Consider the following 23,900-nt stretch of genomic DNA (forward strand, 5'->3'; position numbering starts at 1 on the left):
CCGCTTCCCGCTCGATCCGCTCCGTCAGCAGCCGTATACGAGCTTCTCTCTCCACCCCGGTCAAGCCCGTCAGACCCAACCTGGCATCGCGCGCCTCCTGCGACACGGCGATCCTCCCTTCCACAGCCGGCCCCGGAAGCCCGCGCCCCACGGAGTGCGGCTGCCGGACCTGCCGGGCGAACCCGTCTCCACCGCTTCTACCGCTCGGTGGTGTCGTCCTCGTCGTCGATCTCGTAGATCCGCTCTTGGAGCCGTTCACCGGCCCACTCCAGCCCGACGCCCAGATCGAACCAATGCCGGTCCTTCCGTACTGCGGGCCGTGAGAGGTTCACCGCCGCCCAGGAGAACACCCCCAGCAGGACGGAACGCCCGTGCCGCGTTGTCCGCACGGACAACGCGAACGGTGCGGCGAGTGCCGCGCGGGTCACCAGGACGACCTGGTCGTCGTCAGACCGTGGACGGCCACCCGTGAGGAACCGGGGCGTTTCAAGGATCTTCACCCACTCGACCACCGCGTCTGCCACCTGGGCGCGCAGGGACTCCTCGATGCCTTCCCGGACGGCCCTCGCGGGGTCATCGCCGAGCCAGCCGAGCCAGTGATCGGGATCAGTGAGCTTGCCGAAGTCGTCCTGCGGCACCCCGTGACGGGGATTCTCCTGGTACTCACCGGTCAGTCTCCCGCTGCCATCGACCACCCACGCGCCGCGGATCGCCTCGGGAGGTACGTAGCCGTTCGGGTCGTCGATGTACGTCGGGTCGATCTCGGCAACGCTGCCACCGGGATTCTCGGCAGCCGCGGCCAGCAGCCCCGGATCGTTCGGTATGCCCTTACGTCGGTTCCGCGCACCGAAAAGCCCCACGTTCCACCCCCACCGATGACCGTCTCGTCGACTCCGATTGTGCCGCAGCGGTCAGGACCCGTATGAGGCGCCGTGGCCGGGCGCGCGCAGGGCGGGATGCTCGACGTCCACGGCTGCAACGGACAGCTCGCCCTGGAGGCGGCGGACCTGCCGGTCGGCGCGGACGGGGCCTGGTCGCGGATCCGGCCGCTGCTGTCCGATGCCGTGCCCGCGTACCGGTACGTCGTTCGTCGAGACCTACCTGTACGGCGCCGCCACCCGGCACACCGGCGCGGCGAAAGTTCGGGCGCACCCGCGCATCCGGTTCTTCGCCCGACCCGCGGGGCGAGTCCAGCTGTACGGTTCGTGATTGCCGGTGTGGGACGACCTGTTGCCGGAGCATCCGGCGGATGTCGCGGGAGCGGACGCGGCGGTCGCCCCTGCGGGAGGGCGCCGTCGGGTCGGCGCAGAGACGTCCGGCGGCTGATCCCCGCGGCCGGCCTCCTTCTGTTGCTTGGTGATTTCCTTCCGCCCCGTTGATCATGGACCGATAGGCATCGGCCGGCGTACCGGCCCTGCGCGAGGGGGAACGCACATGGTGGGCACGCCGGGCCGGGACCGGGAACCGGCTCCGCTGGTGGGACGTCGGCAGGTTCTTCAGATCGTGTCGGCGGCCGTCGACGCGGCCGTGGCGGGAGCGGGCCAGTGTCTCGCGGTGTCCGGTGAGGCGGGCATAGGTACGTCGCGTCTGCTCGCCGAAGCGGCGCGGGAGGCCGCCGCGCGGGGCGTGGCCGTCGCCGAGGGGAGGGCCGCCGAACTCGACCGGCTCTCTCCTCTGGGCACCCTGGTGGCCGCCCTCGGCAGTGGCACCGTGCCGGTGCTCGACGAGGCCGACCGGGCCGAGCTCGCGGCGCGGTCGGCCGTCCCGTACCGGCAGACGGCCCTGCTGAGCGAGCGGATCGCCGCGTACGCCCGTTCCCGGCCGCTGCTGATCGTCCTGGACGACGTGCAATGGGCGGATGAGGTCACGGCCCTGGTGGTCCGCTCCCTGGTCCCCGCGCTCTCCGACGCCCGGGTGCTGTGGGTGCTCGCGGGGCGGCCCCTGCCGGAAGCGTCCGTGATGCGCACCGCGGTCGAGGGGTTGGTGGAGGACGGCGCCCGGTCCCTGGCTGTCGGTCCGCTGTCCGACGAGGCCGTGGAGGAGCTGGCGACGCACACGCTCGGTGCCCGCCCCGGCAAGGGGCTGCGGGACTGGGTGGCGGGTGCGGCCGGGAACCCGTTCCTCCTGCGGGAGCTGCTGTGGGCGCTGCGCGAGCAGGGGCGGGTGCTGGTCGAGGACGGCGTCGCCCGCGTCACGCCCGGTGCGCTGCCCGACGGATTCCGGGCCCGGGTGGCTCGCCGGTGGCGTCACCTGTCCCCCGCCGCCAGGCAGTTGACCGAGGCGGGGGCGGTCCTGGGGCGGCCGTTCACGGTGCACGAGGCCGCAGGGGTGATGGGCGTGCCGGTACGGGAGATGGCCGCAGCCACCGAGGAGGCCGTCGCGCAGGGGCAGCTCGTCGCGGAGGGCCCGCTGCTCAGGTTCCGGCACGACCTGATCCGGCAGGTCGTGTACGACAACCTCACGACGCCCGTGAAGCACGCGCTGCACCGCGAGGCGGGTTCGGTGCTGGCCGCCGAGGGCAGACCGGCGGCCGAGTCGGCGACGCACGTCGCCTTCGGGGCCCGGAGGGGGGACGCGCAGGCGCTGCGGGTCCTGCGGGACGCGGCCGACAGCATCGTGGGCGCCGCGCCGGGGACCGCCGCCGATCTGCTGATCCGGCTGGTCGAGCTCGGCGACCCCGGTGACCCGGACCGTCCCGACCACGTCTGCAAGGCGCTGGCCGCCCTGTCGTTCAGCGGGCGCATGGACGAGGCGATGGAACTGGGCGAGGCCGAGCTCGCTGCGGCGCCGGATCCGACCGCCCTGGCCACGGTACGGCACGGTGTCGCGGCGGCCCTGAAGTTCGCCGGTCGGACTCCCGAGGTCCTCACGCTGGTGGACCTCGCCCTGGCCGACGAGGGCGTCCCCCCGGTCAATCAGGCGCAGTTGTGGTCGTTGCGCGCCCACACCCTCGTCGACGGCGGACTCGCGGCGGGCGAGGACCCGGGCTGCGCGGCCGCCGACGCGGCCGGGGACGAAGCGGTCCGGCTGGGCGAAGCCGCAGGGGTGCCGGCCGCCGTGACGTCGGGGTACACCGCCCGCTCGCGGGCCGCTCTCGCGGCCGGGCGGGTCGAGGAGGCCGTGGTCCTCGCCGAGCGGGCGACCGCCGTCGCCGAGCACAGCGGCGGTGAGGCGCGCTGGCACGCGCCCCGGAGATGGCTCGGCGAGGCCCTCGCCGTCTCCGAGCGTTTCGCCGAGGCCGAGGCCGCGTTCGACCTGGGGCAGCGGGAGGCCGAACAGCTCGGCGTGCCCTGGGCCGTACCCCGGCTTCGTGGTCACCGCTCGCGGCTGTGGCTGGCCGCGGGACGGCTCGCACAGGCCACCGCCGAGGCCGAGGCGACGCTGAACAGCGCCCTCGCCCTGGGCACTCCTCCCACGGCCCAGGCGACCCGCGCGCTGCTGGCGCGCCTGGCGATCTGGCGCGACGACCTCGCCTCCGCCCGGGCCCTGCTCACCACCGCGCACCGGTTCGCGGAGGGCGGGGTGCGGGTCGCCGTCGACGAACTGCTGCTGGCGGAGGTGCTGTTGCGCGACGCGCAGGCAGCCGGCGACCAGGAGGCCGCCGACCCCGGCGACGGGCTGTGGGCGATCCTGCCCGACTGGATCCGCCCCCTGTGCTACGAGCCCGGACTCGGGCCGGAGCTGGTGCGGATCGCGTTGCGGGCGGGGCTGCCCGAGCAGGCCGAGCGCGCGGCGGAGGCGTCCCGGCTGCTCGCCGTCCGCAGCCCGCGGCTGGCGTCGGCCCAGGCCGCCGCCGTGCACGTCGACGCGCTGTTGTCGGGCAGCCCCGGCGGGCTGCGGCGGGTGGTGGGGCTGTGGCGTTCGGCCCCGCGCCCCCTGGCCCTGGCCGCAGCCCTGGAAGACGCGGCGAAGGTCACCGCGGACCGTGACGAGGCCCTGGCCCTGTGGGAAGAGGCCTTCACCCTCTACAGCACCGCGGGCGCCCGGCGCGGCGCGGGGCGGGCTCGACAGGAACTGCGCGCGCTGGGCGTACACCGCAGGATGCCGCGGTCGGCGGACCGGCAGGCGGAAGGCTGGGGTGCGATCACACCGTCGGAGATGCGGGTGGTACGGCTCGTGGCCGACGGACTCACCAACCGCCAGGTCGCCAACCGGCTGTTCCTGTCCCGCCACACCGTGGACGCCCACCTGCGCAACGTCTTCGCCAAACTGGGCGTCTCGAGCCGGGTCGAGCTCGCGCGCCTGACGGCCGTACACCTGGCCGAGACGGGCACGCCGGGCGCGGACGTCACCGAGGGGGGTCCCGTCGGCGGGTCCTGACCGGGCGGGCGGATCACGCCGAGGCCGGGGGTCGCCGAGGCCGAGCCGGGCTGCCGAGGCCGAGCCGCCCCCAGGCCTGATGTCACGTGCATCCCGCCGCTGGACAACCCCTCTCACCGATGAGGTCCCTCCGGCGATCACGTCCGCCGAACGCGGTCTCACCAGAACCCCCCGCGGGCGGCCTTAGGGATCACGTGACCCCGCCGTCGCGATCACGCGATCACGTCGTCACCGTGCGGGCCGCCTCATCAGAAGCTCTTTCCTGTCGCCGCACCCACCGATCCTCCCGGCACGGAAAGAGACACCGATGACCTCGCATGCGTACAAGACCCTGCTCAGCCCGCACGAGAGCGTGCTGGTCCTGATCGACCACCAGCCTCGGATGATGGCCGGCGGTACCCCCGGTGAACGCGAGGCGCTGTGCAACAACGTGGCGGGGCTGGCCAGGACGGCAAACGCGTTCGGCGTCCCGACCGTTCTCACCGGTCTCGCCCCGGAGGAGTTCGGAGGGACGCTCCTCACCGAGCTCACCGACGTCTTCCCGCACCGGCGGATCATCTGCCGCACCCTCGTCAACGCCTGGGCCGACAAGCGGGTGCGGGACGCGGTGCTGGCCACCGGCCGCCGGCAGATCATCATCGCCGGTCTGTGGTCCGAGGTCGGCGTCGTCCTGCCCGCGCTGTCCGCGCTGGAGGAGGGGCGTGAGGTGTACGTCGTCGCCGACGCCTCCGGCGGCACCAGCGCGCAGGCCCACCAGCTGGGCCTCCAGCGCATCACGCAGGCCGGTGGCGTCCCGCTCACCTGGCTCCAGCTGCTCGGCGAGCTCCAGCGCGACTGGGCAGGTGCGGAGACGCATGCCGCCGTCGAGGCGATCCTGCACGCCCACGCGGGCGCGTGGGGCCGCAGCGTCCGCATCGGCCACGACGGCACCGTCCGCGGCACGGAGCAGGGGGCGTCGTGACCGGGCCGCTCACGCCCTCCACCGGGTGGACCGTGCCGGGAGCGCCCTCCGCCCGGGCCGAGCCGCCGCACCCGGAGAACGAGAGGGACAGGCCCCGCCGCTCGTGGACGCCGCTCCGGACACGGCAGTGGCACGACATCCACGCCCGCCCCTACGACATACGACTGCCGGGACTCGGGCCGGCGGCCGGCTGGCGCTAGGGCCTGTCCGGCGGATCAGGGGCGGATACGCCGCGGCCCCGGCCATGATCCGCCGGACAGGCCTTGGAGGCGGGACCGCATGCCGTGCCCGCCGGCCAGCACAGCCGGAACCGCTTGCCGTGCCCACCGGTCGGCACAGCCGGAATCGCTTGCCGTGCCCACCGGCCGGCACAGCCGGGCCGTGAACCTCGACGGCTCAGCCCGCGCGGCCTCGCGCCCGCCAGAGGTGCCGTGCCGGGTCGGGCGGAGCTGTCACGACGCGGTCCCCGGCGGCCTTCGGGCCTCTCCGCCGCCCTGGCACCCGTACGACCGCCGTGCACCGGCCGGTTTCGACCACCAGAACCGAGACACCCATGAGGAGACCACCGATGAAGCCACGACTCGCCGGCGTGGACATGCCCCCGGAGGACGTGGACGCCGTCGTGGCGTTGGTCGCCGAGGTCGAGCACGCCCAGCAGAACGCGCTGCCGGACGCGTTCGTCGAGCTGTTCCGGCCCGATGCCCTGTGGTCGCTCCCGTACGGGACCCCCGTGGCCGGCATCGAGGAGATCGGCGCGTTCTGCCGCCGGGTGCTGCCCGCCACGGCCGATCAGCCGCTGACCTCCACGTACGAGACCGAGTACATCCACTTCCTGCGCCCCGATGTGGCCGCCGTCAAGATCAGGCAGCGGCCGGTGACCCGCGACGGGGAGCTCCTCGACGACCTGCTCCGCCGGCCCGACACCCCGGGTACGGCGAGCGGATGCCGCGGCTCCAGCGCGAACGTGCGCCGCTGGGCCTCCCTCGTGGCCACGCTCCCCCCTGCCGCGTCCGACACCTCCCTGTACGTCCTGACGAAGTCCGAGGGGCGCTGGCGCATCTCCGTCGCCCAGGACACCACCGCCATCGAACCCGACGGCCTCGCCGCCGCCTGAACCCCCCTTTCCCGTCCGGCTCTTCCGGCCGGACCCCTACCCGCCTGGAGCACCCATGAGCGTCACCACCTCCCTCCCGCCGCTGTCGAAGGGCAGGGACCGTGTCCCTCTCAGGAGCTGGCTCGCCGTCGTGGCCATGGCTGTCGGCACCTTCGCCCTCGTCACCGTCGAGTCCCTGCCCGTCGGACTCCTCGCCCCGATCGGCAAGAACCTCGCCGTCTCCCAGGGGACGGCGGGGCTGATGGTGACCGTCCCCGGACTGGTCGCCTCCGTCACCGCACCGTTGCTTCCCGTCGCGATACGACGCGCTGACCGCCGGGCCGTCCTGCTCGGTCTGATCGTCCTGATGGTGGCGGCGAACGCGCTGTCGGCCCTGGCGCCCGACTTCGCGGTCCTGCTGGCATCGCGGTTCCTGATCGGCGTCAGCATCGGCGGCTTCTGGGCGCTGGCGGCGGGACTCGCCGTCCGCCTGGTTCCGGAGCGTCATGTCCCCCGTGCCGTGTCGATCGTCTTCGGCGGGGCGACCGCCGCCAACGTCCTGGGCGTCCCGGCCGGAACGCTGATCGGCGCGCTCGCGCACTGGCGCGTCGCCTTCGCCGCCGTGGGCGCACTCGGCGTCCTCGTCCTCGCCGCGCTGCTCTGGCTCCTGCCGTCCCTGCCCCCGGAGCGGCCGGTGCGGCTGCGCACGCTGCCGGAGCAGTTCCGCAACCCCGTCGTGCGTGCCGGCATCCTCGCCACCTTCCTCCTGGTGAGCGGGCACTACGCCGCCTTCACCTACGTCGGCCCGATCCTCAGGGACGTCTCCGGGTTCGACGCGGGCATGACCGGCCCGCTCCTGCTCGGCTTCGGCGTGGCCGGCATCATCGGCAACTTCCTCGCCGGCGCGGCGGCGCAGCGAAACGTCCGGGCCACCGTCGTCACCATCGCCACCGCACTCGCCCTGGTCCTGGCGGTGTTCCCTCTCGCGGGCCGCACCCCGGTCGGCGGAGCGATCCTGCTGGTCCTGTGGGGACTGGCCTTCGGCGGAGTCCCCGTCGGCGTGCAGACCTGGATCCTCACATCGGCTCCGGCATCGGCCGAGGCCGCGACGGCGCTGAACACCGCGATGTTCAACCTGGCCATCGCCCTCGGTGCGCTGGCCGGCGGAGTCGTGGCCGATCACCTGGCCCTCAGCGGTGTCCTCGCCCTCGGCGCCGCCCTCACCCTGCTCACCTCTCTGGCCGTCAGGAGCGCGCGCCGGGTGTGACCGCCGTCGGTCACTGACGCGACACCCCTGTCCCCTTCCCCAGTCACGAAAGCCCCTCCATGTCACACAAGTTCACCGTCGACGCCCCCGATACGCGTCTTCGCGGCATCGACACTCCCGGCGCGGGGCCGCCACTGTTGTTCCTCAACGGGGGCTTCGCCACCCAGCACAGCTGGCGGCACGTCCTTGCCCGTCTCGGCGGGACCCACCGGACCGTCACCTTCGACGCCCGGGCACGCGGACGCTCGGGCACATCCGCGGACTGTTCCCTGCGGGCGCAGATCGACGACGTCGACCGCGTGATCGAAGCGACAGGGCTCGACCGGCCGATCCTGGTCGGCTGGTCCCACGGAGCGACCCTCGCCGTGTGCTGCGCCGTCGAATACCCCCACCTGATCGCAGGGCTCGTACTGGTCGACGGCGCCTACCCCCTCACACTGCTGGACGAGACAGGAAGCCGGCGCGTACGTGCGCGGTTCCACCGTCCCGGACCGCTCGCACGTGTCCTGGGCCTCCTCGGACGCTCGACCCGAATGACCCCGCTGCAGGCCGCCGACGTCGTCATCGGAACGGACGAGGTCAACGGCCGCCTGGAAGCCGACCTCGCGGCCCTGCCCTGTCCGACGACGTTCGTCGTCGGACACGGTGAACTCCCCGGTGCCACCGGCCGGCAGGACCACGCCATCCGCGCCGCCGTCGCGAAGGCCGCCGCCCGCAACGACCACGTGACCGTCTTCGGCACCACGAACAGCGAACACACCCGGGTCCTGACCCGCGACGCCCGACTCGTCGCAGCCGCGATCGAGGACGTCACGAGACGATCGCACCACCCACCGGGCCGCTGACGGCGCCCGGGTCCGCTGCTCGTACGATCCGTCCGTCGGACAGAACCTCTGGAGGACGCATGGCTGACACCAGTAACACCCGATCCGCCGCCGGGGAGGCGCCCGGGGCGTCACGGAGCGGGTTGCAGCGCCTGATGCGGTACATCCCCTTGATCGCGCCCCTCCTTCTGTGGTCCGTGCCCTGCTGGGTCCTCCTGTACGCGGGACAGCACTGGCCTCTGCCCGTCGCGGTGAGCGGCACCGCGCTGTTCGCCCTCGGCCTGGTCGGGATGCCGCTCGCGATGGTGCGCGGCCACGGGAGGCGTCAGCAGGACTGGGCCGCGATCGTGGGCGACACCTTGCTGGGCGGCGCTTGGGTGCTGTTCACCTGGTCGGTGCTGTTCGGCGTCCTGTTGCGGCCCGCCCTGACCGTGGCCGGTGTCGGTGACGGCCAGGACCGCGCGCGGATCGTCACCTGGGCGGTCCTCGGCCTGACCGCCGTACTGCTCGGATGGGGGTACTTCGAGGCCCGGCGCGTGCCGCGCGTGCGCAGGCTCGATGTGCCGCTCCCGCGCCTTGGGTCGGGACTGGACGGCACCCGAGTCGTCCTGATCACCGACACCCACTACGGTCCGCTGGACCGCGCCCGCTGGTCGGCCCGGGTCTGCGAGACGGTCAACGCTCTGGAGGCGGACCTGGTGTGCCACACCGGCGACATCGCGGACGGCACCGCCGAACGCCGCCGTGCCCAGGCCGCCCCGCTGGGCACCGTGCGGGCGACGCGGGCCCGTGTCTACGTCACCGGCAACCACGAGTACTACAGCGAGGCCCAGGGCTGGGTCGACCTGATGGACGAGCTGGGCTGGGAGCCGCTGCGCAACCGTCACCTCCTGCTCGAGCGCGGGGGTGACACCCTCGTGGTCGCGGGCGTGGACGACGTCACTGCCGAGTCCTCCGGACTGGCGGGGCACCGCGCCCACCTCGCCGGAGCCCTCCAGGGCGCCGATCCCGACCTGCCCGTCCTCCTCCTCGCGCACCAGCCCAAGTTCATCGACCGGGCGGCGGCCCACGGCATCGACCTCCAGCTCTCCGGCCACACCCACGGCGGCCAGATCTGGCCCTTCCACCACCTGGTCCGCCTCGACCAGCCCTCCGTCGCCGGCCTCAGCCACCACGGCGCTCGCACCCTGCTCTACACCAGCCGCGGCACCGGCTTCTGGGGCCCGCCCTTCCGCGTCCTCGCCCCCAGCGAGATCACGCTGCTCGTGCTCCGCTCCCCGCAGCAGTCCACCTCGTCCTAGGTCTCGCACGCGCACCCGCTGCTGACCGACTCGCTCCCGGAGTCCCGCGCGGCCGATGGGAGCAACACACATCTTCACCTGCATACGCCCGCCCGGCGCCCCGCCGACTTGAACGCGTTTCCTCCCGACCAGCCGCCGCCGAGCGTCACCGTCGCCCGAGCAGGCGGCCGACCGGGATCCGGCACAGCCCGTAGGCTCTCCGACGCAGAGAAGGCCTGAGCGCGCCCCCGCTCCCGCACTGTGTGCGAGCCGCACTGCGAATCGTTCGTTCCGCAAGCGGCTCAGGCCGGGATCGGTGAGGGAATCGGCCACGAGGTCGTCACAGAGGCCGTCTTCGTGATCGACCACTCCGGGGGGGTCATCGGGCTGTCTCCGCGGTGTTCACCGTAGCCAGGCGTCGGTTGTACTGGATCACCTCGTACTTCTGGTCACCGGTGACCACGACCTCCGGGCGCGTGGGTGTGGCGGGGAAGAAGTCGTCGGCGTCCACCGGTGTGCGAGCGGCCACGTACGCCTGCCCCTGGGGGAAGGCGTACATGTCGAACCGCGTCTGTTCCGATGCGGGCACCCCCTGGGGGTACTCGTCGGCGCGAGGGTAGGCCGTCGCGTAGAGGGAGACCGACTTCACCCCGCTCGCGGGACGAACGATCCGCGCGTCCGGGGCGAGGCGGGTGTTCACGCCCGCCGGGTTGTGGATCCATCCCTTCTGCCCGCCGAACCAGATGGCCGTCCAGTCGCCTCGCACATCGGCGACCACGAATTCCTGCCCCCACACCACGGTGGATCCCCAGTCGTCGATCTGGTCGGTTCCCGCCGATCCGTCCGGGTGGAGGGCGAGGTCGGAGACGAGCGGGGCGTCGTCGCGGGGCTCCGTACGGACGTAGAGGAGGTTCGAAGGCTGTGTCTGGGTCCGGCACGTCGGGGCGCACACCGTCACCGGCTGCGGGTTCTTGCCGTACGTCGGGGCGATCGTGACCGCCTGTCCGATGGCGATGTCCCCGCCCGTCCCCGCTCCCTCGGCCTCGCGCGCCAGGCGGTGATCGGCGTCGAGGAGGGCCATGAACTTCTCCCAGTCCCAGTAGGGGCCGGGGTCCCAGTGCGCGTCCGGCACGCGGGCCGGCCTCGGCGGGAGGACGTTGTCGTGCCCGATGATGTGCTTGCGGTCCAGCGGGACGTCGAAGCGCCGCGCCAGGTAGACCACCAGCGCGGCGGTCGCCTTGTACTGGGCCGGAGTGAACCAGGTGGGTCCCTGGGCGGCGTACCCCTCCATTTCGATACCGATGCCGTGCAGGTTGGTCCAGTAGTTACCGGCGTGGAACGCGATGTCCTTGGTGGCAACCATCTGCGTTGCCTCGCTGCCGTCGGCCTTCATCACGTAATGCGCGGAAACCCCGCTGACGGGGTCCTGGAACCAGCTGACTCCCCCGTCATAGGACCCTTCGAGGTCATGGATGACGATGAAGTCGACACCCATGCCGTTCGAGTTTCGCGCGGACACCTGGTAGTTCGAGGCGGCAGCCGGAACGAACCGGCAGTGCAGCTCGCTGGGACACTCCGGCACTGCCGCCGCGGCCGACGTCCGCAGCCCCAGGGACGCGAGCTGCGACCTCGCCGGACGGACGGACGGCGTCTTCGGCAACGACACCCTCTGGCCGTCCTTGCGCACCCTCTGCCTGCCGCTGCGGATCGCTTCGAACACCCCGTCGGCGAACCGCCCGGCCACGGTGGTGTCGGAGGCCTGGCTGTAGTGCGCCACGGCCCCGTACCAGCTGCCCGGGTCGAGCGGCATCTCACGGGTGATCTGCCGTTGATACGACGCGAGCAGCGCGGCGCCGCCTCGAAGGTTCTGCAGTTCGTCCCGCTTGAGCGCCCGGGGCGCGACGCCGATCATCGTGGCGGCGGCCTGCAACGTGTGCTCGGACGGGTCGTCGGTGCCCGTCGCGTCCACCGGCCCTTCGCCTGGGCGATGGGCGTACGCTCCCCCGGACGTCGTGTCCGTCAGGTGCATCGGACCGTAACCCCCCTTGGTACTGGGGCGGCCGTCATTTGCCTCCCACCACGAGGACTCGTAGCTGACGCCGAGAAGCACTTCCTTCGGCACACCGAATTCCGCCGCCGCTCGCTCGGCAGCCCGCTCGAAGCCGCCGGATTCCGCGTCGGAGGGCCGCGCATTCCCAGCAGCGGCACATCCCCAGACAAGGGCTACCGCCACTCCCGCAGCACCGAAACCCCGGCGCCGCCTGTGTCTTCTGGTCACACCATGTCCATTTCGCTATAGCGGTCGCCATTCGATCGACACCGATGGCGCGGCCGCCACAATCCTTTGGACGGGATCCCCCCGGTCCCACCGACACGCCCGACGGACGCGCCCCCGTCACCGAACCAGAGCAGTGATCCCACGCGCGGGGAGGGCCCGGCCCGGGTTCTTCCGGGCGCTGCCGCGCTTTCGGCGGTGACGTCGGCGAGCACTACTGCTGACGGTGGTCCGTCCAGCTCGCGGCGAGGTCAGCGGTCTGCTTCCAGGACGACGGCGAGGCAGGGCGAGCACGGATATCAGATGACGCTGGCGCATCCCTCGGCGAATCGTCGCTCCAGGCAGGGCTTGCAGGAGCCTGCCTGCTGGACCAGGGCCGGTTCTCGCGGAAGGTGTCCTGCCGGCGTGCGGCATTCACGTACCGGGGCACGACGCCGAGGCCCCAGCCCAGGTGCCGGGCGGCCACCCGGCGCGAGTGCCCTCGGGCGAGCACCTCGCGGACCAGGGCGTGTGCGGCCTTCTTGCGCTCGGCGCGGCTGGTGGCGCGGATGGGGCCACCCTCACAGACGCGGGAAGCAGCAGATCGTCCTCACCAGGGACAACGGCCGGGCGTAGAACCATCACTCCCCGGGACCCGGGAAGCCGCCCGTACGAAGGATGCCCCAGGACGGGCAGGTCCTCGTTCACAAGCCTGACGGGCGCCCGGCATAGCTCTCCTTGCCCATATCGCCCTGGTCGTCGCCCGTGGCCTCTTCCTGCACCATCCGCTCGATCTCGTAGTCGACCCCCCGCAGCGCGTCGACCACCAGCCCCCATGCCCGCTCGCGCAGCTCCTCCGGGACCCCCTCGTCGATCAGACCGGCCAGCCGGGAAACCTCATACTGGGCATCACTCTCGTCAGCAAGCCTGGGAGCATTCACCGCCTCCCACACCAGCCGACCCACCGTCGCCGCGCCCCTGCCTATCGCACCGAGCATCGCCCCGAAGTCAGGCATCGACACACCTCCCCCATTACCGACACACACCGAACCCTGAAACAGCCAACCACGTCAACCACCGCCCCGACGGCGCCTCCAGCCCCGCTCCTATCGGTTGGCCGATGCGGGCCGAGGGCAGGAGGTCCTGGTGGCGAGCGGAGACAGGCTGCGCACGTTGATCCGTCTGGAGGTCGACCGTCTGCCCGGCGGCCACGATCCGCTGTCAGTCTGGCTGTGGTCGTCGGCGGCCGGCCTGTCGGGTGAGGACGTCGATCTGCGCCGGCAGGCGTTCTTGAGCAGCTTCGACCTGGAGCACACCTTCCGGATGATCAAGCAGATGCTGGGCTGGGCCCGTCCGAAGCTCCGTATGCCCGCGGCGGCGGACCGGTGGACCTGGCTGGCCATCGCCGCCCACACCCGACTCCGCCTCGCCCGGCCCCTGGCCGCCGACCTTCGTCGCCCGTGGGAGAAGCCAAACGCCCAGAGAGCCTGACCGAACGGGACCGAGCCAGACCCTGACGAGGGTCGTGGGAAACCCTGATTCTGTTTCAGCCCCGGCGGTCAGGTCGCGGTGGGGATGTAGCGCACTGCTGCGACCTGGGCCATCGTCCGAAGTCTCGTGAAGTAGGAGGCGCAGTACTCCTCGTTGATCAGGGGCACGATCTTGTCGAGGTCGGCTATGCAGCCCCAGAGGTGGGCGATGCCGCTGTCGTCGAGTCCGCTCTTCAGTTCCCTCTGCACGAGGCCGGCGACGTCGGCGTCCAGGAGGACCAGGTCCACGCCGTCGAAGTCCACGCCTCGGAAGCCGTCGGGGAACAGTGCGCGCAGGTGGTCCTCCCACAGTCGGGCGAGGCTGCCTTCGGGCTGTGTTCCGCCCACGTCGGCGGCTGTCGCCTCTGCCGCGGACGGTGGGCGAAGGAGCAGGGAGACGGCATCGAAGACGGCACGCACCATTGCGACGGCCTGGATCGGGCGGAGGGCGGCACTTGACTCGGCGCCCTGCGTGAGCCTGTCGCGCAGCAGTCGGCTGCGGTCGAGTTCGGCGGCAAGTCCGGCCGTGATGAGCCCTGCGTCGGTGGCCCGCTCGATCAGTCCGTGGAGCGGCTCGTTCATGGCCAGACGCTCGGCTAGGACGTGCTCCAGGGCGAACAGGGAATGCGTGACGGCGACGGTGGCGAACTCGTACCGGTAGTAGGAGTGCCGGATGAGCTCGCGGGAGGTTTCCATCGCGCTCATGACGTACATCGAAGCGTCGCCTGGCAGAACCAGGTCGGCAACCAGGGCGTGCATGTCCGCATAGTCGAGAACCAGGTCGCGGGCGCGCGGGTCCCGTACCGGCAGGAGGAACGGGTCGGGCGGCGGCGGCAAGGGGTTCACCGGTGCAGTCTTGTCGTCGAAAAGCTTTCGGTGCCATCGGATTTGCTCGGGGCAGTCGGTGACCCTGCCACATGTCGCCACTGGGCCGGGCCGACCTTGAAGAACAAGCTCAGCGGCTGTTCTCGAACTCCAAGACCACAGGAGCAGCTCCTGGCTCGTTCGGGAACGGCCGTGCTGGGCGGATCTCTGTGAGCGAGAATGCTCGGCATGACGACTTGAAGAGCACCGGTCGGGCGACAGCATTGGCGCAAGGTCGGGAGCTGGGACACGATTCCCGACGGCAATCGACGTATCTGCGCCGTCTGCGGAACGCCCGTCTGCTCGTACCAGTACCGCTTCCATCCACCCGAGTCCCCGATGTTCGAGCGCTGCATCGGACTCGCTTGGTGTGCATGTTGCAGGATCTACTCCGGCAACATGGTGCACGTCCCACGGAAGCGGGTCCTGGTCGACCTCCTCGCCTCTCTTCCTCCTGAGCAGCGAGAGCGGCTCCTCCGTTCGGAGACGCGAGTGATCGACTTCCTGGACCGCCAAGCCCGCCGCGGCCGAGGTTAGGGGCGGTGGCTGGCCGCGATGTCGAACACCGGCGTCACGAGCAGAGGACAGCCGCTGCGGCCAGAGATCAGCTCACCCGAGAACCCCATACTTTCTCCCTCCGAGTTCGTGTGGGGGGAAGGACAAACTACGGCCGTCCACGGACGACGAAGATCTGGAAGGACGCTGGTGCGCCAGGGGTCAGGACGCGGCTGCCCAGGCTTCGATACGCCAGCCCGGTAGCTCCTTGTCCAGCCATTCCTCGATGGTCCTCCGCCACGGATCCGAGGGATCGCATTCAGCGGCGTCGGCCCACACACCCTCCGCCGTGTCCGGGTCGATGAACAGGCTGTCGAGGTAGGTGTCGAAGTCCTCGGCCACCTTCGTGAAGACATGGCTGCCCAGGTACTCGGGGAGGGGCACCGCATGGACAAACGCGTGAAGCTGGCCATGAGTGGCTGCGTTCAGGTCCAGGAAGAGGGTGTCGCTTCCGCCGTTGCGGGCGATAGGCAGCAGGCCGGTCAGGTGCGCGTTCTCGGCCGGCCGCCCACCGCGACTGCGCCGATACTCGCCCAGGAGAGTTCCCCAGCCGTACTCACCGGCGTCGTCACGGCCCAACTGGAAGAGCTCGTCAAAGCCCTGAACCGGTTCCGGCTCACACGCCGGGAGGCGGACCGAGTAGTCCAGCTTCTCCCCGCCGGCGGCTTCCAGGAACGCGCGGTACGCGGATGGCAAGGGCATCCCGATCTCCCGCTCGAGCGCGGCACACTCGTCTGAGTCGAACGGTCTGAACGGACCGCCCACCAGGCGGCCCCGATACCAACGCGGCGCGCGGTCTGCCCGCCCGGGCTCCGGCGTCGGGCCCTCGGCTGAACCGCGCGCCGCGTGAGTCCGGTCTCCCTGTCACGAGGTGGATTCGTCGCTCGCGGGCTCGTCGTCGAAGTGGACGGTGCCGTCCTCGTCGAGGCGTGGGTGGAGTACCGAGGGGGAATGGGTGCTGACGTCGGACGGGCGGGGGCCTTCCGGTCCGTCGGGGCCCCAGCGCAGCAGGCGTCGGGAGCGGGCGATCCGGTAGACGGTGCCGTGGGCCTCGACCTCGTCGCAGCGGCCGGCGCGCAGCTGGTCCGAGGCTTTGACGAGTTCCTTGAGCTCCGCGACTTCCGCCTCGGTGTTTCCAGCGTCCGGGTGGCGGGCGTCGACCGTGGGGTCGGCGTCGTAGGGGATCAGGCCACGGATGCGTGGTTCCATCCAGGTCAGGGCGAAGTGCAGGGTGCGGCGCGCGTCGTGGGCGGTGGCTTGCAGCCCGCTGCCCGGCGACCAGGGGCTGTTGCCGGTCCGTTCGACGATCAGGAACCCCGCCGGCATGAGCAGGACGTCCGGATGGCTTTCCACGGCCCGCGTGGAGTCGGCCAGGACCGGGCCGGGGAACCTGGTACCGCTGTAGGCCAGAGAACGCAGGGTGAGTCGCTCCGCCGCCTGGAGCGGGGTCAGCGGCGCGTCCGGGTCCAGGACGAGGTTGTCGTCGACCTGCGGACCGCGGGCACCCGAGCCGGGGCTCCAGTCGGGGGTGAGGGGTTCGGGGTCGGTGGGCCGGGGCGTTTCGATACCGCCGTGCGCGTCGATCGCCGCGTACTCCTCGGCCCGCACGACGCGGTAGCGGGTGTCGAGCACGGTGAGCTCGTCGACGTGCTCCTTCTCCAGCCGGGCGACCGCCGCCAGCAGCGCGCGCCGTTCCTGCCTGCTCTTCGCCTCGTCCTTCGCCCGGAACCACAGCAGGGAGTTCAGCGCGTCGCGGGCCTGCTGCGGACAGCCGTGGGTGACCTCGACGACAACGCGCCACCGCCGTCCGTCGTCCTCGCTGTGGGAGGCGACACCGAACAGCGGCCCCCGTACCGCCAGGGCGCTGTGGCGTACTGCGGCGTCCAGGGCGTCGGCCTCCATCGCGGCCTCCACCGGTTCCACCGGAACCCTCACCACCATCGACCACTCGCCCGGTACCGCGTCCTGTTCGTTCACGCCATCATCGTGGCGGCTCCGGTGCGCTCGCATCGCGGTTTCACCGGATTTCCACCCTGGTCTTGGACAGTGGGGACATGGCGGGCGCAGCGGTGACCGGGATCGGCCGTCAGTTGCGTGCGGTTGCACGCGTGGGGTGTTTTCTGACCGGGGGTTGCCGGGGCGGGATCGGGGAAGTGGCTGCCTGTGGTCCTGGACTGCTGTCACGATGGGCAGGGGGGCATCAGTCAGTGTGCGAGGAGGTCCCGTTGAACGAGCCGGCGGAGAACAAGGGTCCGAAGGTTCCGCCTTCCTACCCGCCCCGCACGCCTCCTCCGTCGAAGAAGCCGGTCGAGGCACCCCGGCCCGAGCCGGGGACGAAGCCCGTCAGGACCGCGCTCCCCGTGCCCGGGCCGGGACAGGCCCGTATGGAGACCCGTCGTCCTCGCATGGCCGTGAGGAACCGGCGCGTCAGCAACTGGGTCCTGGCTGCCGACCCCTGGGCGGCCGGCAAGGCGGTCCGCCATGTCACACAGGCGGTGCGCGGCTGGGAGTACAGCCACCCCCAGGACGGCTGCCTGCAGGAGACCGTACGGCTCCTCGTCGACGCCGCCGTCAAGGACGCGGGCAAGCGCGTCAGCGTCCACCTGGCCGACCAGGACGGCATGGTCCTCGTCGTCGTCCTCAGCCACGCTGAAGCCGAGCCCGACCAGACCGTGCTGACCGCTCTCGCCGGCGTCACGGGAACGGTGAGCTGCGGCACCGACGCCTCGGACGAAGGGCGCAGGATCTGGGCGCTGCTGTCCACCGAGCCTCCACGGAGCCGGACGCCCGCCGCCTGAGGAGCCGGCTGACCCGCCGGACCCATCAGCTGACTGAACTCCTCCTGGATAAGGCTCGGTTGCTTCGAGCAGGCCCTCCTCCACGAAGCAAGCTCGATCAGCCCGTGCGGGACGTCGGGCGTGGCACGGTACGCAACCGGCAGGGCCCCTCGGACGCCGCTGTGAGGAGTGGGATCACCACGCCAACGGGCGGATCCGAGGGGGGCTCTGCCGTGTCACCACCCTCACTGACCAGTCCACCTCACCCCTGCACCCCCGGATGAAAGAGGTTCGGCGAGGATCCGGCCGGACCTCGGTCAGTCGATGCCTTCGACTATGCGGAAGTCACGCTCGACGCCGTCGGAGAGGGCGACCAGCGCCTCCTGGTAGGCCGCGCTCTCGCGCGCCGCGACGGCCTGCTCGAAGCTGTCGAACTCGACCAGGACGGTGCGCTCGGCGATTCCGGCGTCGTGCGCCGCGACCCGACCGCCACGGACGATGGTCCGACCGCCTGCGGCCTTGACGGCCGCAGCGGCCAGCTTGTTGTAGGCGGCCAGCTTCTCAGGGTCTGAAATGGTGCGGTAGACGCTGACCCAGTAGCCCTTGGGCATGGAACCTCCAGTGTCGGGATGAGTGCATCTGACTTACGGGGTGGTCTCGGACGAGCGTCGGCGGGCGAGGGCGAGGCTCGTCAGCGTCGTGATCGCCATGGCGCCGATGCCGACCAGCGCCGCGGTGGTGTAGGCGCTGTCGTCGGGGAAGAGGTGGCCGGGGCCGGTGCCCGAGGCGAGGATCAGGCCGCCGATGGCGCTGCCCAGAGAGTAACCGACGCTGCGGACCACGTAGTTGAAGCTCATGGCGCTCGACGTCTCGCTCTGGGGGGTGACGGCCAGGATGACGCCGGGCATCACGGCCGAGAAGCCGCCGACGCCGAAGCCGAGCACGCCCATCGCCGCGAACAGTTCGGCCAGGTCCGAGCGGGCCGCCGCGAACAGGGCGAACCCGCCGCCGACCACGACGGCGCTGCCGGCCAGGAGCAGGGGTTCGACGATCCGCGTCCGGACCCGCGGCGTGAGCTTGCCGGCGACGAATCCAAGGACCGAGAACGGGATGAGGACCAGCCCGGCGACGAAGGTGGTCAGTCCGAAGCCGTAGCCGGCGCCGTGCGGCGTCTGCGCGTACCGGGTGAGGAGCGTGAGCAGGAGGTACATGCCGATCCCGCCGACGAACATGGCGAGGTTCGCCCCGGCGACCGCCGGGTGCCGCACCGCCCGTACATCGACCAGGGGCGTCGTGCTGCGCAGCTCGATGACGGCCCAGACGCAGAGCAGCGCCACCGCGACGACGGCGAGGCCCGCCGCCACGGCGAGGTGCCGGCTCCACAGGTTCCGTTCACCGGCGAGGAAGAGCACCAGGAGCAGCGCGGCGGCCAGGACGACCGCGCCTGCCGCGTCCACGTGGGCGGAGCGGCCTTCGGGGGCTTCGGGCAGGGAGCGCCACGCGGTCAGGAGGGCGGCGGCGGTGACGACCAGGCCGAGGCCGTAGGCGGCCCGTACTCCGCCGAGCTCGGCGAGCAGCGCGGCCAGCGGGTAGCCGACGCCGGCCCCGATGATCGAGACCACCGAGATCAGGGCGATCACGGCCGCGCCGCGCTCCTCGGGGAGGTGGTCCCGGGCCACGCCCATCATCAGCGCCGTCAGCCCGAGCCCGACGCCCTGGGCCGCCCTGCCGACCAGCAGCCACGCGAACGGCAGCGGCAGCACGGTGAGCGCGCTGCCGGCGACGACGACCGCCAGCGTGGCGAGGATCGTGGCCCGCCGGTGCGGGCCGGCGCCGAGCCGGCCGAGGACGGGTGTGGCGACGGCGCCGCTGAGCAGGGCGATGGTCAGTGTCCACTGCGCGCTGTCGAGCGAGACGTGGAACGAGGTCGCCACACTGGTGATGAGCGGCGTCCCGAGGCTGCCGACCGCCGCCACGACCAGGGCGATGAACATCAGGGCGGGGACCAGCAGCCGCGCCTCGGGACGCGCCGCCGGGAACGCCTCCGCCACGGCCCCGCCGACCGGCTGCCCGGTCACGGCTTCGGCCCTTCGCGTTCCTGGCTTTCGAGCTCTGCCAGATGCTTCAGCGCCGGAAGGGCCGCCACCAGCGCCTCGACCTCGTCGCCGCTGAGCTCGCCGATCAACCGCTCGAACGCGCGGACGCCCGCCTGGCGCCGCGTCCGTACATAGGCGGCGCCGGCCTCGGTCAGGCACACCAGCGTGACCCGCTTGTCGGAGGGATCACCCTTCCTCTCGACCAGGCCGGACTCCTCCATCACCCGGACCAGGGCGGTCATCGCGGGCTGGGTGACGCCCTCGACCGCCGCCAGATCGGTGATCCGTCGCGGGCCGGTCCGGTCCAGGGTGGCCAGGGTGGCGGCGGACGTCAGGCTCATGTCCCGGGGCAGGCGTCTCGCGGCCCTGGTGGCCAGGCCGTAGAGGGCTGCGCCGATGGCGGCGGACGCGCCAGGGGCGGTGTCTTGACGACTCATGCTCGAAGCATAGCGTTTTTATATTCATAGTTTATGGAAATGGTCGACCGACCCGGCTGCCCGCTCCTTGAGCGGACCGGTACACCCCAGTGGCCCCTCGCCGCATCGCAGAGGGATACCCGTGCTGTTCTGCCAGCGGCAGAACAGCGGCCGGACCGGGCTCGACGATCCCTACAGTCCAGTCCCATGACGATGGTGACGACGCGTACGGTCGAGTATCCGGCCGACGGTTTGACGATGATCGGGCACCTCGCGCTCCCGGCCGGTGCCGACCGCCGGCCCGCGGTGCTGCTCGGACCAGAGGGCATGGGACTCAGCGACGTCGAGCGACGTCGGGCCGAGGCTCTCGCCGGGCTGGGATACGTAGCGCTGGCCTTCGACCTTCACGGCGGGCGCTATGTGGACGACCCCGAGGAGATGCTGGCCCGTTGCCTGCCGCTGCTCGCCGATCCCGAGCGGATGCGAGGCATCGGCCACGCGGCGCTCGATGTGCTGCGCACCGAACCGAGGACCGACCCCGACCGGATCGCCGCCGTCGGCTACGGCACGGGGGGTGCCGTCGCGCTGGAACTCGGTCGCGGTGGCGTCGACCTGCGCGCGATCGGGACAGTCAACGCGCTGACCACGGGCCGACCGGGCGAGGCGGCGCGCATCCGTTGCCCGGTGTGGGCCGGGGTCGGGTCGGAAGACCCGATCATGCCGCCCGCGCAACGGGAGGCGTTCACCGCTGAGATGCAGGCCGCGGGCGTCGACTGGCGCCTCACGGTCTACGGCGGCGCCTTGCATGCCTTCCACCACCCGCCGGTCGACCACCCCACGGTCCCCGGCGTCGGCTACCACCCACAGCATGCGCAGCGAGCCTGGCGCGACGTCGTCGACCTGCTCGCCGAGTGCCTGCCCGTGACGGCGGATCCGGGGCATGGCCCCGGTAAGCCCGCCGACCCCGGGAACTGACGGTCCACTCCCCTCAAGTCCGCACAGCGGAAACGCATTCGGAGCGGTTGCTCGATCGCGGAGACGTACTCAGCACCACCGCAGCGAATACCGGATCCCCTAGCGCCGCGCCGAGGAGCTCTTCGAGGAGAACACCCGGCCATGGCCCTCATGGAACGTGGGGGCAGAGCCGCGAACGGGCTCCGCCTCCACGCTTTGGGCATGGCCGGTTCCGCAGTGCGAAGAGCCTGTCGGCGCTTGGGACGCTCAGCGTCGGCGCGGGATGCCCAGTGTCTGCGTGAGCTGGGCGAGTTCTTCCCGGAAGAGCTTGTCCGGGCTGGTGGTCTGGGTGCGCATGTGGCCGTAGACCTCCAGTGACACGAGCCCGTGCAGGTGTCCCCAGATGCGCAGGGCGAGGGCGACGGCTGCGGGCGGCAGGTCGGGGAAGGCGGGACGCACCTTCTCGAGGAGCCCGGGGTCGAAGTCGGGCCAGTCGAAGGCGCTGTCCTGGTAGAGGTGCCGGGCATGGGGCCAGGCGGCTGCCGCGAGGGCGGTGAGTCCGGTGCAGACCCGGCGTGCGGCCTCCGGGGCGGGGCCTCCCTCGGGGGCCTGGTAGCCGGGCACGGGGTCGCCGTAGATGAGGCGGAACCCCTGGGGGTTGAGCAGGGCCCAGTCCCGGAAGGCGTTGGCCCATGCCTCGATCCGAACGGCGGGATCGGCGGAGGGCGTGTCCCCCCAGGCCGTGTCCACGGCGTCGGCCAAGGCGGTGTACACGTCGTTGATCAGCGTGGTGACCAGGTCGTCCCTTGTCGGGAAGTACCCGTAGATGGCGTTGGCGGTCATGCCCATCTCGCGGGCGATGGCCCGCAGGGTGATGGCGTCCGGCCCGCCCGAGGCCATCAACCCCAATGCCACCTTCTTGATTTCGGCCGTGGTCTCGGCCCGTAGCCGCTCGCGCCGTCCCCTGCTTCCCGTGACTGTCACAACAGGCACTCTACAGCGTCGACTTACTTAGCGCCGCGCGAAAACTTCACAGCGTATAGTTCCGGCACGGCGTCACCGATCAGTGGCGTCCCACGTCTGCATGTACAGGGGAGAACCATGCACATCGGAGTCATCGGCGCCACGGGCACCATCGGCAGCCGGGTCGTCGCCGAGGCCCTCGACCGCGGCCACCACGTGAAGGCGTTCAGTCGGAACGCCGCTCAGGCGCAGCGCGAGGAGCATCGGGACAACATCACCTGGGCGAGCGTCGACGTCCTGGACCCGAAGAGCATCGCCGACGTCCTGCCCGGACTCGACGTCCTGGTCAGCGGCTTCCAGCCGGGCAATGCGGCCAAGGACTTCGCCGACACCGTCCGGCTCTCGATCGCCGACCCGACCGTCTACGCGACGGCGGCGCGGGCCCTGCTGAAGGCCCTGGAGAGCCGCCCGCGGACCCGGCTCATCGTGATCGGCGGCGCCGGCGGCCTCGAGATCGAACCAGGAGTGGTGCGCGCCGACTCCGACGAACTGCTGCGTGCCTCCCTCGACCAGCTCGGACTGCCCCGCGAATACGCCGCGGCGGTCCGCGGTCACCGCGACGCCCTGAACGTCCTGCGGACCTCGAACCGGCTGTGGACCTACTTCAGCCCCGCGGAAGAGATCGGCCCCGGCGAGCGCACCGGCCGCTTCCGGATCGGCGGCGACCAGCCGGTCCTGGACGCCGACGGCCGCAGCCGCATCTCGGCGGAGGACGCGGCCATCGCCCTGATCGACGAGGCGGAGCTGCCGCGCTTCGTACAGCGCCGCTTCACCATCGGCTACTGAAAGCCACACCTATGTCCCCGTGGGGTGCCTCATGAACTCCCCACGGGGACGGGCGACATCCAGGGGTCAGGTCAGCCCTTCAGAGCGAAGAAGCGCATCGGCGAGTTCGGCCGGAACCCGATGCGCGGGTACACGGGCGCACCGGCGACGGTGGCGTGCAGGGTGGCACGGGTCAGGCCGGTGGCGCGGGCCCCCTCGTACAGCGCTTTGCGCGTCACGGCCTCGCCGTATCCGCGGCGTTCCCACTCCGGGTCCGTGGCGACGAGGACGACGAAGAGCCGGCCGTCCGCTTCCACCGTCGCCGCGCAGGTCACGGGGGTTCCGTCGCGCAGGCCCAGGTAGGCATGCACCCCTTCCTTCCAGAAGGTGGACCCGGCGAGGCCGTCCCGGCCGTCCTCCAGGGGGAAGCCGTACGCGCGGGAGTTGAGGTCGGCGTACGCCGTGAGGTGTTCGTCGGTCGACACGCGTACGAAGGTCAGGTCCGGGTGGACGGGCTCCGGCAGGGGCAGCAGGTCCCCTGCCATGCCCGTACCGGGGAAGGCATGCACCAGGCCCGCCCGCTCGGCCGCCGCTTCCAGGCCGGCGCGCGCGTCGTCCTCGATCAGGTCCTCGAAGACCCACAGGAAGCCCGGCTGCTTCTTCGAGCGCATGACCTCGGCCGCTTCGCCCAGACGCCGCTCCAGGAGAGCGCCGTCCGCACCGACCTCGGTCAGGGTGACGCAGTTCCAGAAGGCGAACCGGCAGTCGGCCCAGCGCACCGCGATGCCCGGGAGGTCACGGACGTCCGCGGCCCCGTCCCGGTCGAGCACCATGGCCCGCCAGACCAGAGCCAGTTGCTCCATCGATTCGACCGAGTCCCCGAGAACCGTCAAAGGAATCCCTCACTTTGTCGAGGTACGTG

21 protein-coding genes and 2 pseudogenes are annotated in these 23,900 nt (G+C 71.6%); 12 read left to right on the plus strand and 11 right to left on the minus strand.

The genetic code is table 11. The features are described from left to right. Positions 1-197: 197 nt before the first annotated feature. Positions 198-860, minus strand: coding sequence for a hypothetical protein (locus tag ACH4TP_RS32370; RefSeq protein WP_389233333.1), 663 nt, complete (start codon positions 858-860; stop codon positions 198-200). Between the two features lie 147 nt (positions 861-1,007). On the opposite strand from ACH4TP_RS32370, the pseudogene ACH4TP_RS32375 reads away from it, so the two are divergent. The 8 genes and pseudogenes from ACH4TP_RS32375 to ACH4TP_RS32410 form a co-directional block, all read left to right on the plus strand. Next, positions 1,008-1,140: pseudogene (locus ACH4TP_RS32375) on the plus strand (FAD-dependent monooxygenase); the annotation flags it as partial. 294 nt (positions 1,141-1,434) lie between these two features. Next, positions 1,435-4,320 carry an AAA family ATPase gene (locus ACH4TP_RS32380; RefSeq protein ID WP_398439928.1) on the plus strand — a complete coding sequence of 962 codons (2,886 nt, stop codon included), beginning with the start codon at positions 1,435-1,437 and terminating at the stop codon, positions 4,318-4,320. A 307-nt stretch (positions 4,321-4,627) separates the two neighbouring features. Next, on the plus strand, positions 4,628-5,281 hold the full coding sequence (locus tag ACH4TP_RS32385; RefSeq protein WP_398182714.1) for a hydrolase: 654 nt from the start codon (positions 4,628-4,630) through the stop codon (positions 5,279-5,281). After that, positions 5,278-5,481: a hypothetical protein gene (locus ACH4TP_RS32390; protein WP_398439929.1), complete on the plus strand. Its 204-nt coding sequence runs from the start codon at positions 5,278-5,280 to the stop codon at positions 5,479-5,481. The genes ACH4TP_RS32385 and ACH4TP_RS32390 overlap by 4 nt, the downstream gene beginning before the upstream one ends. A gap of 368 nt (positions 5,482-5,849) precedes the next feature. Next, complete coding sequence (locus tag ACH4TP_RS32395) at positions 5,850-6,395, plus strand: SgcJ/EcaC family oxidoreductase (protein WP_398182720.1); 546 nt, start codon at positions 5,850-5,852, stop codon at positions 6,393-6,395. 55 nt (positions 6,396-6,450) lie between these two features. Beyond that, on the plus strand, positions 6,451-7,641 hold the full coding sequence (locus tag ACH4TP_RS32400) for an MFS transporter (protein WP_398439930.1): 1,191 nt from the start codon (positions 6,451-6,453) through the stop codon (positions 7,639-7,641). Between the two features lie 59 nt (positions 7,642-7,700). Further along, positions 7,701-8,486 (plus strand): alpha/beta fold hydrolase, encoded by a 786-nt coding sequence (locus ACH4TP_RS32405; protein ID WP_398439931.1) that lies wholly within the window; start codon positions 7,701-7,703, stop codon positions 8,484-8,486. Between the two features lie 59 nt (positions 8,487-8,545). Next, positions 8,546-9,766, plus strand: a complete 1,221-nt coding sequence (locus tag ACH4TP_RS32410; protein ID WP_398439932.1) for a metallophosphoesterase — start codon at positions 8,546-8,548, stop codon at positions 9,764-9,766. 358 nt (positions 9,767-10,124) lie between these two features. Here ACH4TP_RS32410 and ACH4TP_RS32415 read toward each other — a convergent pair whose 3' ends face one another. Together ACH4TP_RS32415 and ACH4TP_RS32420 are read right to left on the minus strand one after the other, a co-directional pair. Continuing rightward, positions 10,125-11,714: an N-acetylmuramoyl-L-alanine amidase gene (locus ACH4TP_RS32415; RefSeq protein WP_398439933.1), complete on the minus strand. Its 1,590-nt coding sequence runs from the start codon at positions 11,712-11,714 to the stop codon at positions 10,125-10,127. A 989-nt stretch (positions 11,715-12,703) separates the two neighbouring features. Next, entirely contained in the window at positions 12,704-13,015 is a 312-nt protein-coding gene (locus tag ACH4TP_RS32420; RefSeq protein WP_398439934.1) for a hypothetical protein, read from the minus strand. 154 nt (positions 13,016-13,169) lie between these two features. Here ACH4TP_RS32420 and ACH4TP_RS32425 point away from each other — a divergent pair. Next, positions 13,170-13,472: pseudogene (locus ACH4TP_RS32425) on the plus strand (transposase); the annotation flags it as partial. A gap of 86 nt (positions 13,473-13,558) precedes the next feature. Here the strand turns inward: ACH4TP_RS32425 and ACH4TP_RS32430 are convergent. From ACH4TP_RS32430 to ACH4TP_RS32440, 3 genes are all read right to left on the minus strand, one after another. Next, the gene (locus ACH4TP_RS32430; RefSeq protein WP_398439935.1) at positions 13,559-14,233 is read right to left on the minus strand and encodes a hypothetical protein; all 675 of its coding nucleotides are present in this window, start codon (positions 14,231-14,233) and stop codon (positions 13,559-13,561) included. Between the two features lie 876 nt (positions 14,234-15,109). Further along, positions 15,110-15,712, minus strand: a complete 603-nt coding sequence (locus ACH4TP_RS32435; RefSeq protein WP_398439936.1) for an SMI1/KNR4 family protein — start codon at positions 15,710-15,712, stop codon at positions 15,110-15,112. Positions 15,713-15,811: 99 nt separating this feature from the next. Continuing rightward, the gene (locus tag ACH4TP_RS32440; protein WP_398183536.1) at positions 15,812-16,888 is read right to left on the minus strand and encodes a DUF5954 family protein; all 1,077 of its coding nucleotides are present in this window, start codon (positions 16,886-16,888) and stop codon (positions 15,812-15,814) included. A 464-nt stretch (positions 16,889-17,352) separates the two neighbouring features. Here ACH4TP_RS32440 and ACH4TP_RS32445 point away from each other — a divergent pair, with 464 nt between their 5' ends. Then, positions 17,353-17,745: a hypothetical protein gene (locus ACH4TP_RS32445; protein ID WP_398182742.1), complete on the plus strand. Its 393-nt coding sequence runs from the start codon at positions 17,353-17,355 to the stop codon at positions 17,743-17,745. 296 nt (positions 17,746-18,041) lie between these two features. On the opposite strand, the gene ACH4TP_RS32450 is transcribed toward ACH4TP_RS32445, so the two are convergent. Genes ACH4TP_RS32450 through ACH4TP_RS32460 form a run of 3 tightly spaced genes read right to left on the minus strand, consistent with a single transcriptional unit; the run spans position 18,042 to position 20,161 of the window. Then, positions 18,042-18,335 carry a DUF1330 domain-containing protein gene (locus ACH4TP_RS32450; protein WP_389233375.1) on the minus strand — a complete coding sequence of 98 codons (294 nt, stop codon included), beginning with the start codon at positions 18,333-18,335 and terminating at the stop codon, positions 18,042-18,044. A 33-nt stretch (positions 18,336-18,368) separates the two neighbouring features. Next, on the minus strand, positions 18,369-19,802 hold the full coding sequence (locus tag ACH4TP_RS32455; RefSeq protein ID WP_398439937.1) for an MFS transporter: 1,434 nt from the start codon (positions 19,800-19,802) through the stop codon (positions 18,369-18,371). Further along, positions 19,799-20,161: a MarR family winged helix-turn-helix transcriptional regulator gene (locus ACH4TP_RS32460; protein WP_398440028.1), complete on the minus strand. Its 363-nt coding sequence runs from the start codon at positions 20,159-20,161 to the stop codon at positions 19,799-19,801. The genes ACH4TP_RS32455 and ACH4TP_RS32460 overlap by 4 nt, the downstream gene beginning before the upstream one ends. Positions 20,162-20,443: 282 nt before the next feature. Between ACH4TP_RS32460 and ACH4TP_RS32465 the strand changes: the two genes are divergently transcribed. After that, on the plus strand, positions 20,444-21,211 hold the full coding sequence (locus ACH4TP_RS32465; protein ID WP_398439938.1) for a dienelactone hydrolase family protein: 768 nt from the start codon (positions 20,444-20,446) through the stop codon (positions 21,209-21,211). 246 nt (positions 21,212-21,457) lie between these two features. Here the strand turns inward: ACH4TP_RS32465 and ACH4TP_RS32470 are convergent, their stop codons facing one another. After that, entirely contained in the window at positions 21,458-22,174 is a 717-nt protein-coding gene (locus ACH4TP_RS32470; protein ID WP_398439939.1) for a TetR/AcrR family transcriptional regulator, read from the minus strand. 117 nt (positions 22,175-22,291) lie between these two features. On the opposite strand from ACH4TP_RS32470, the gene ACH4TP_RS32475 reads away from it, so the two are divergent. After that, positions 22,292-22,999 carry an NAD(P)-dependent oxidoreductase gene (locus tag ACH4TP_RS32475; RefSeq protein WP_398439940.1) on the plus strand — a complete coding sequence of 236 codons (708 nt, stop codon included), beginning with the start codon at positions 22,292-22,294 and terminating at the stop codon, positions 22,997-22,999. A 71-nt stretch (positions 23,000-23,070) separates the two neighbouring features. Here ACH4TP_RS32475 and ACH4TP_RS32480 read toward each other — a convergent pair whose 3' ends face one another. Further along, positions 23,071-23,841: a GNAT family N-acetyltransferase gene (locus ACH4TP_RS32480; RefSeq protein ID WP_398439941.1), complete on the minus strand. Its 771-nt coding sequence runs from the start codon at positions 23,839-23,841 to the stop codon at positions 23,071-23,073. Positions 23,842-23,900: the final 59 nt, after the last annotated feature.

It is taken from the genome of Streptomyces sp. NPDC021012, from assembly GCF_044333355.1.
Classification (GTDB): Bacteria; Actinomycetota; Actinomycetes; order Streptomycetales; family Streptomycetaceae; genus Streptomyces.

What these genes read in the sequence shown, in the direction of transcription:
- ACH4TP_RS32475 (WP_398439940.1), top strand. Translation starts at nt 22,292, where the DNA reads ATGCACATCGGAGTCATCGGCGCCACGGGCACCATCGGCAGCCGGGTC.
- ACH4TP_RS32460 (WP_398440028.1), bottom strand. Translation starts at nt 20,161, where the DNA reads ATGAGCCTGACGTCCGCCGCCACCCTGGCCACCCTGGACCGGACCGGC.
- ACH4TP_RS32385 (WP_398182714.1), top strand. Translation starts at nt 4,628, where the DNA reads ATGACCTCGCATGCGTACAAGACCCTGCTCAGCCCGCACGAGAGCGTG.
- ACH4TP_RS32405 (WP_398439931.1), top strand. Translation starts at nt 7,701, where the DNA reads ATGTCACACAAGTTCACCGTCGACGCCCCCGATACGCGTCTTCGCGGC.
- ACH4TP_RS32480 (WP_398439941.1), bottom strand. Translation starts at nt 23,841, where the DNA reads ATGGAGCAACTGGCTCTGGTCTGGCGGGCCATGGTGCTCGACCGGGAC.
- ACH4TP_RS32395 (WP_398182720.1), top strand. Translation starts at nt 5,850, where the DNA reads ATGAAGCCACGACTCGCCGGCGTGGACATGCCCCCGGAGGACGTGGAC.
- ACH4TP_RS32445 (WP_398182742.1), top strand. Translation starts at nt 17,353, where the DNA reads ATGGCCGTGAGGAACCGGCGCGTCAGCAACTGGGTCCTGGCTGCCGAC.
- ACH4TP_RS32430 (WP_398439935.1), bottom strand. Translation starts at nt 14,233, where the DNA reads ATGAGCGCGATGGAAACCTCCCGCGAGCTCATCCGGCACTCCTACTAC.
- ACH4TP_RS32410 (WP_398439932.1), top strand. Translation starts at nt 8,546, where the DNA reads ATGGCTGACACCAGTAACACCCGATCCGCCGCCGGGGAGGCGCCCGGG.
- ACH4TP_RS32440 (WP_398183536.1), bottom strand. Translation starts at nt 16,888, where the DNA reads ATGGTGGTGAGGGTTCCGGTGGAACCGGTGGAGGCCGCGATGGAGGCC.
- ACH4TP_RS32380 (WP_398439928.1), top strand. Translation starts at nt 1,435, where the DNA reads ATGGTGGGCACGCCGGGCCGGGACCGGGAACCGGCTCCGCTGGTGGGA.
- ACH4TP_RS32420 (WP_398439934.1), bottom strand. Translation starts at nt 13,015, where the DNA reads ATGCCTGACTTCGGGGCGATGCTCGGTGCGATAGGCAGGGGCGCGGCG.
- ACH4TP_RS32465 (WP_398439938.1), top strand. Translation starts at nt 20,444, where the DNA reads ATGACGATGGTGACGACGCGTACGGTCGAGTATCCGGCCGACGGTTTG.
- ACH4TP_RS32400 (WP_398439930.1), top strand. Translation starts at nt 6,451, where the DNA reads ATGAGCGTCACCACCTCCCTCCCGCCGCTGTCGAAGGGCAGGGACCGT.
- ACH4TP_RS32450 (WP_389233375.1), bottom strand. Translation starts at nt 18,335, where the DNA reads ATGCCCAAGGGCTACTGGGTCAGCGTCTACCGCACCATTTCAGACCCT.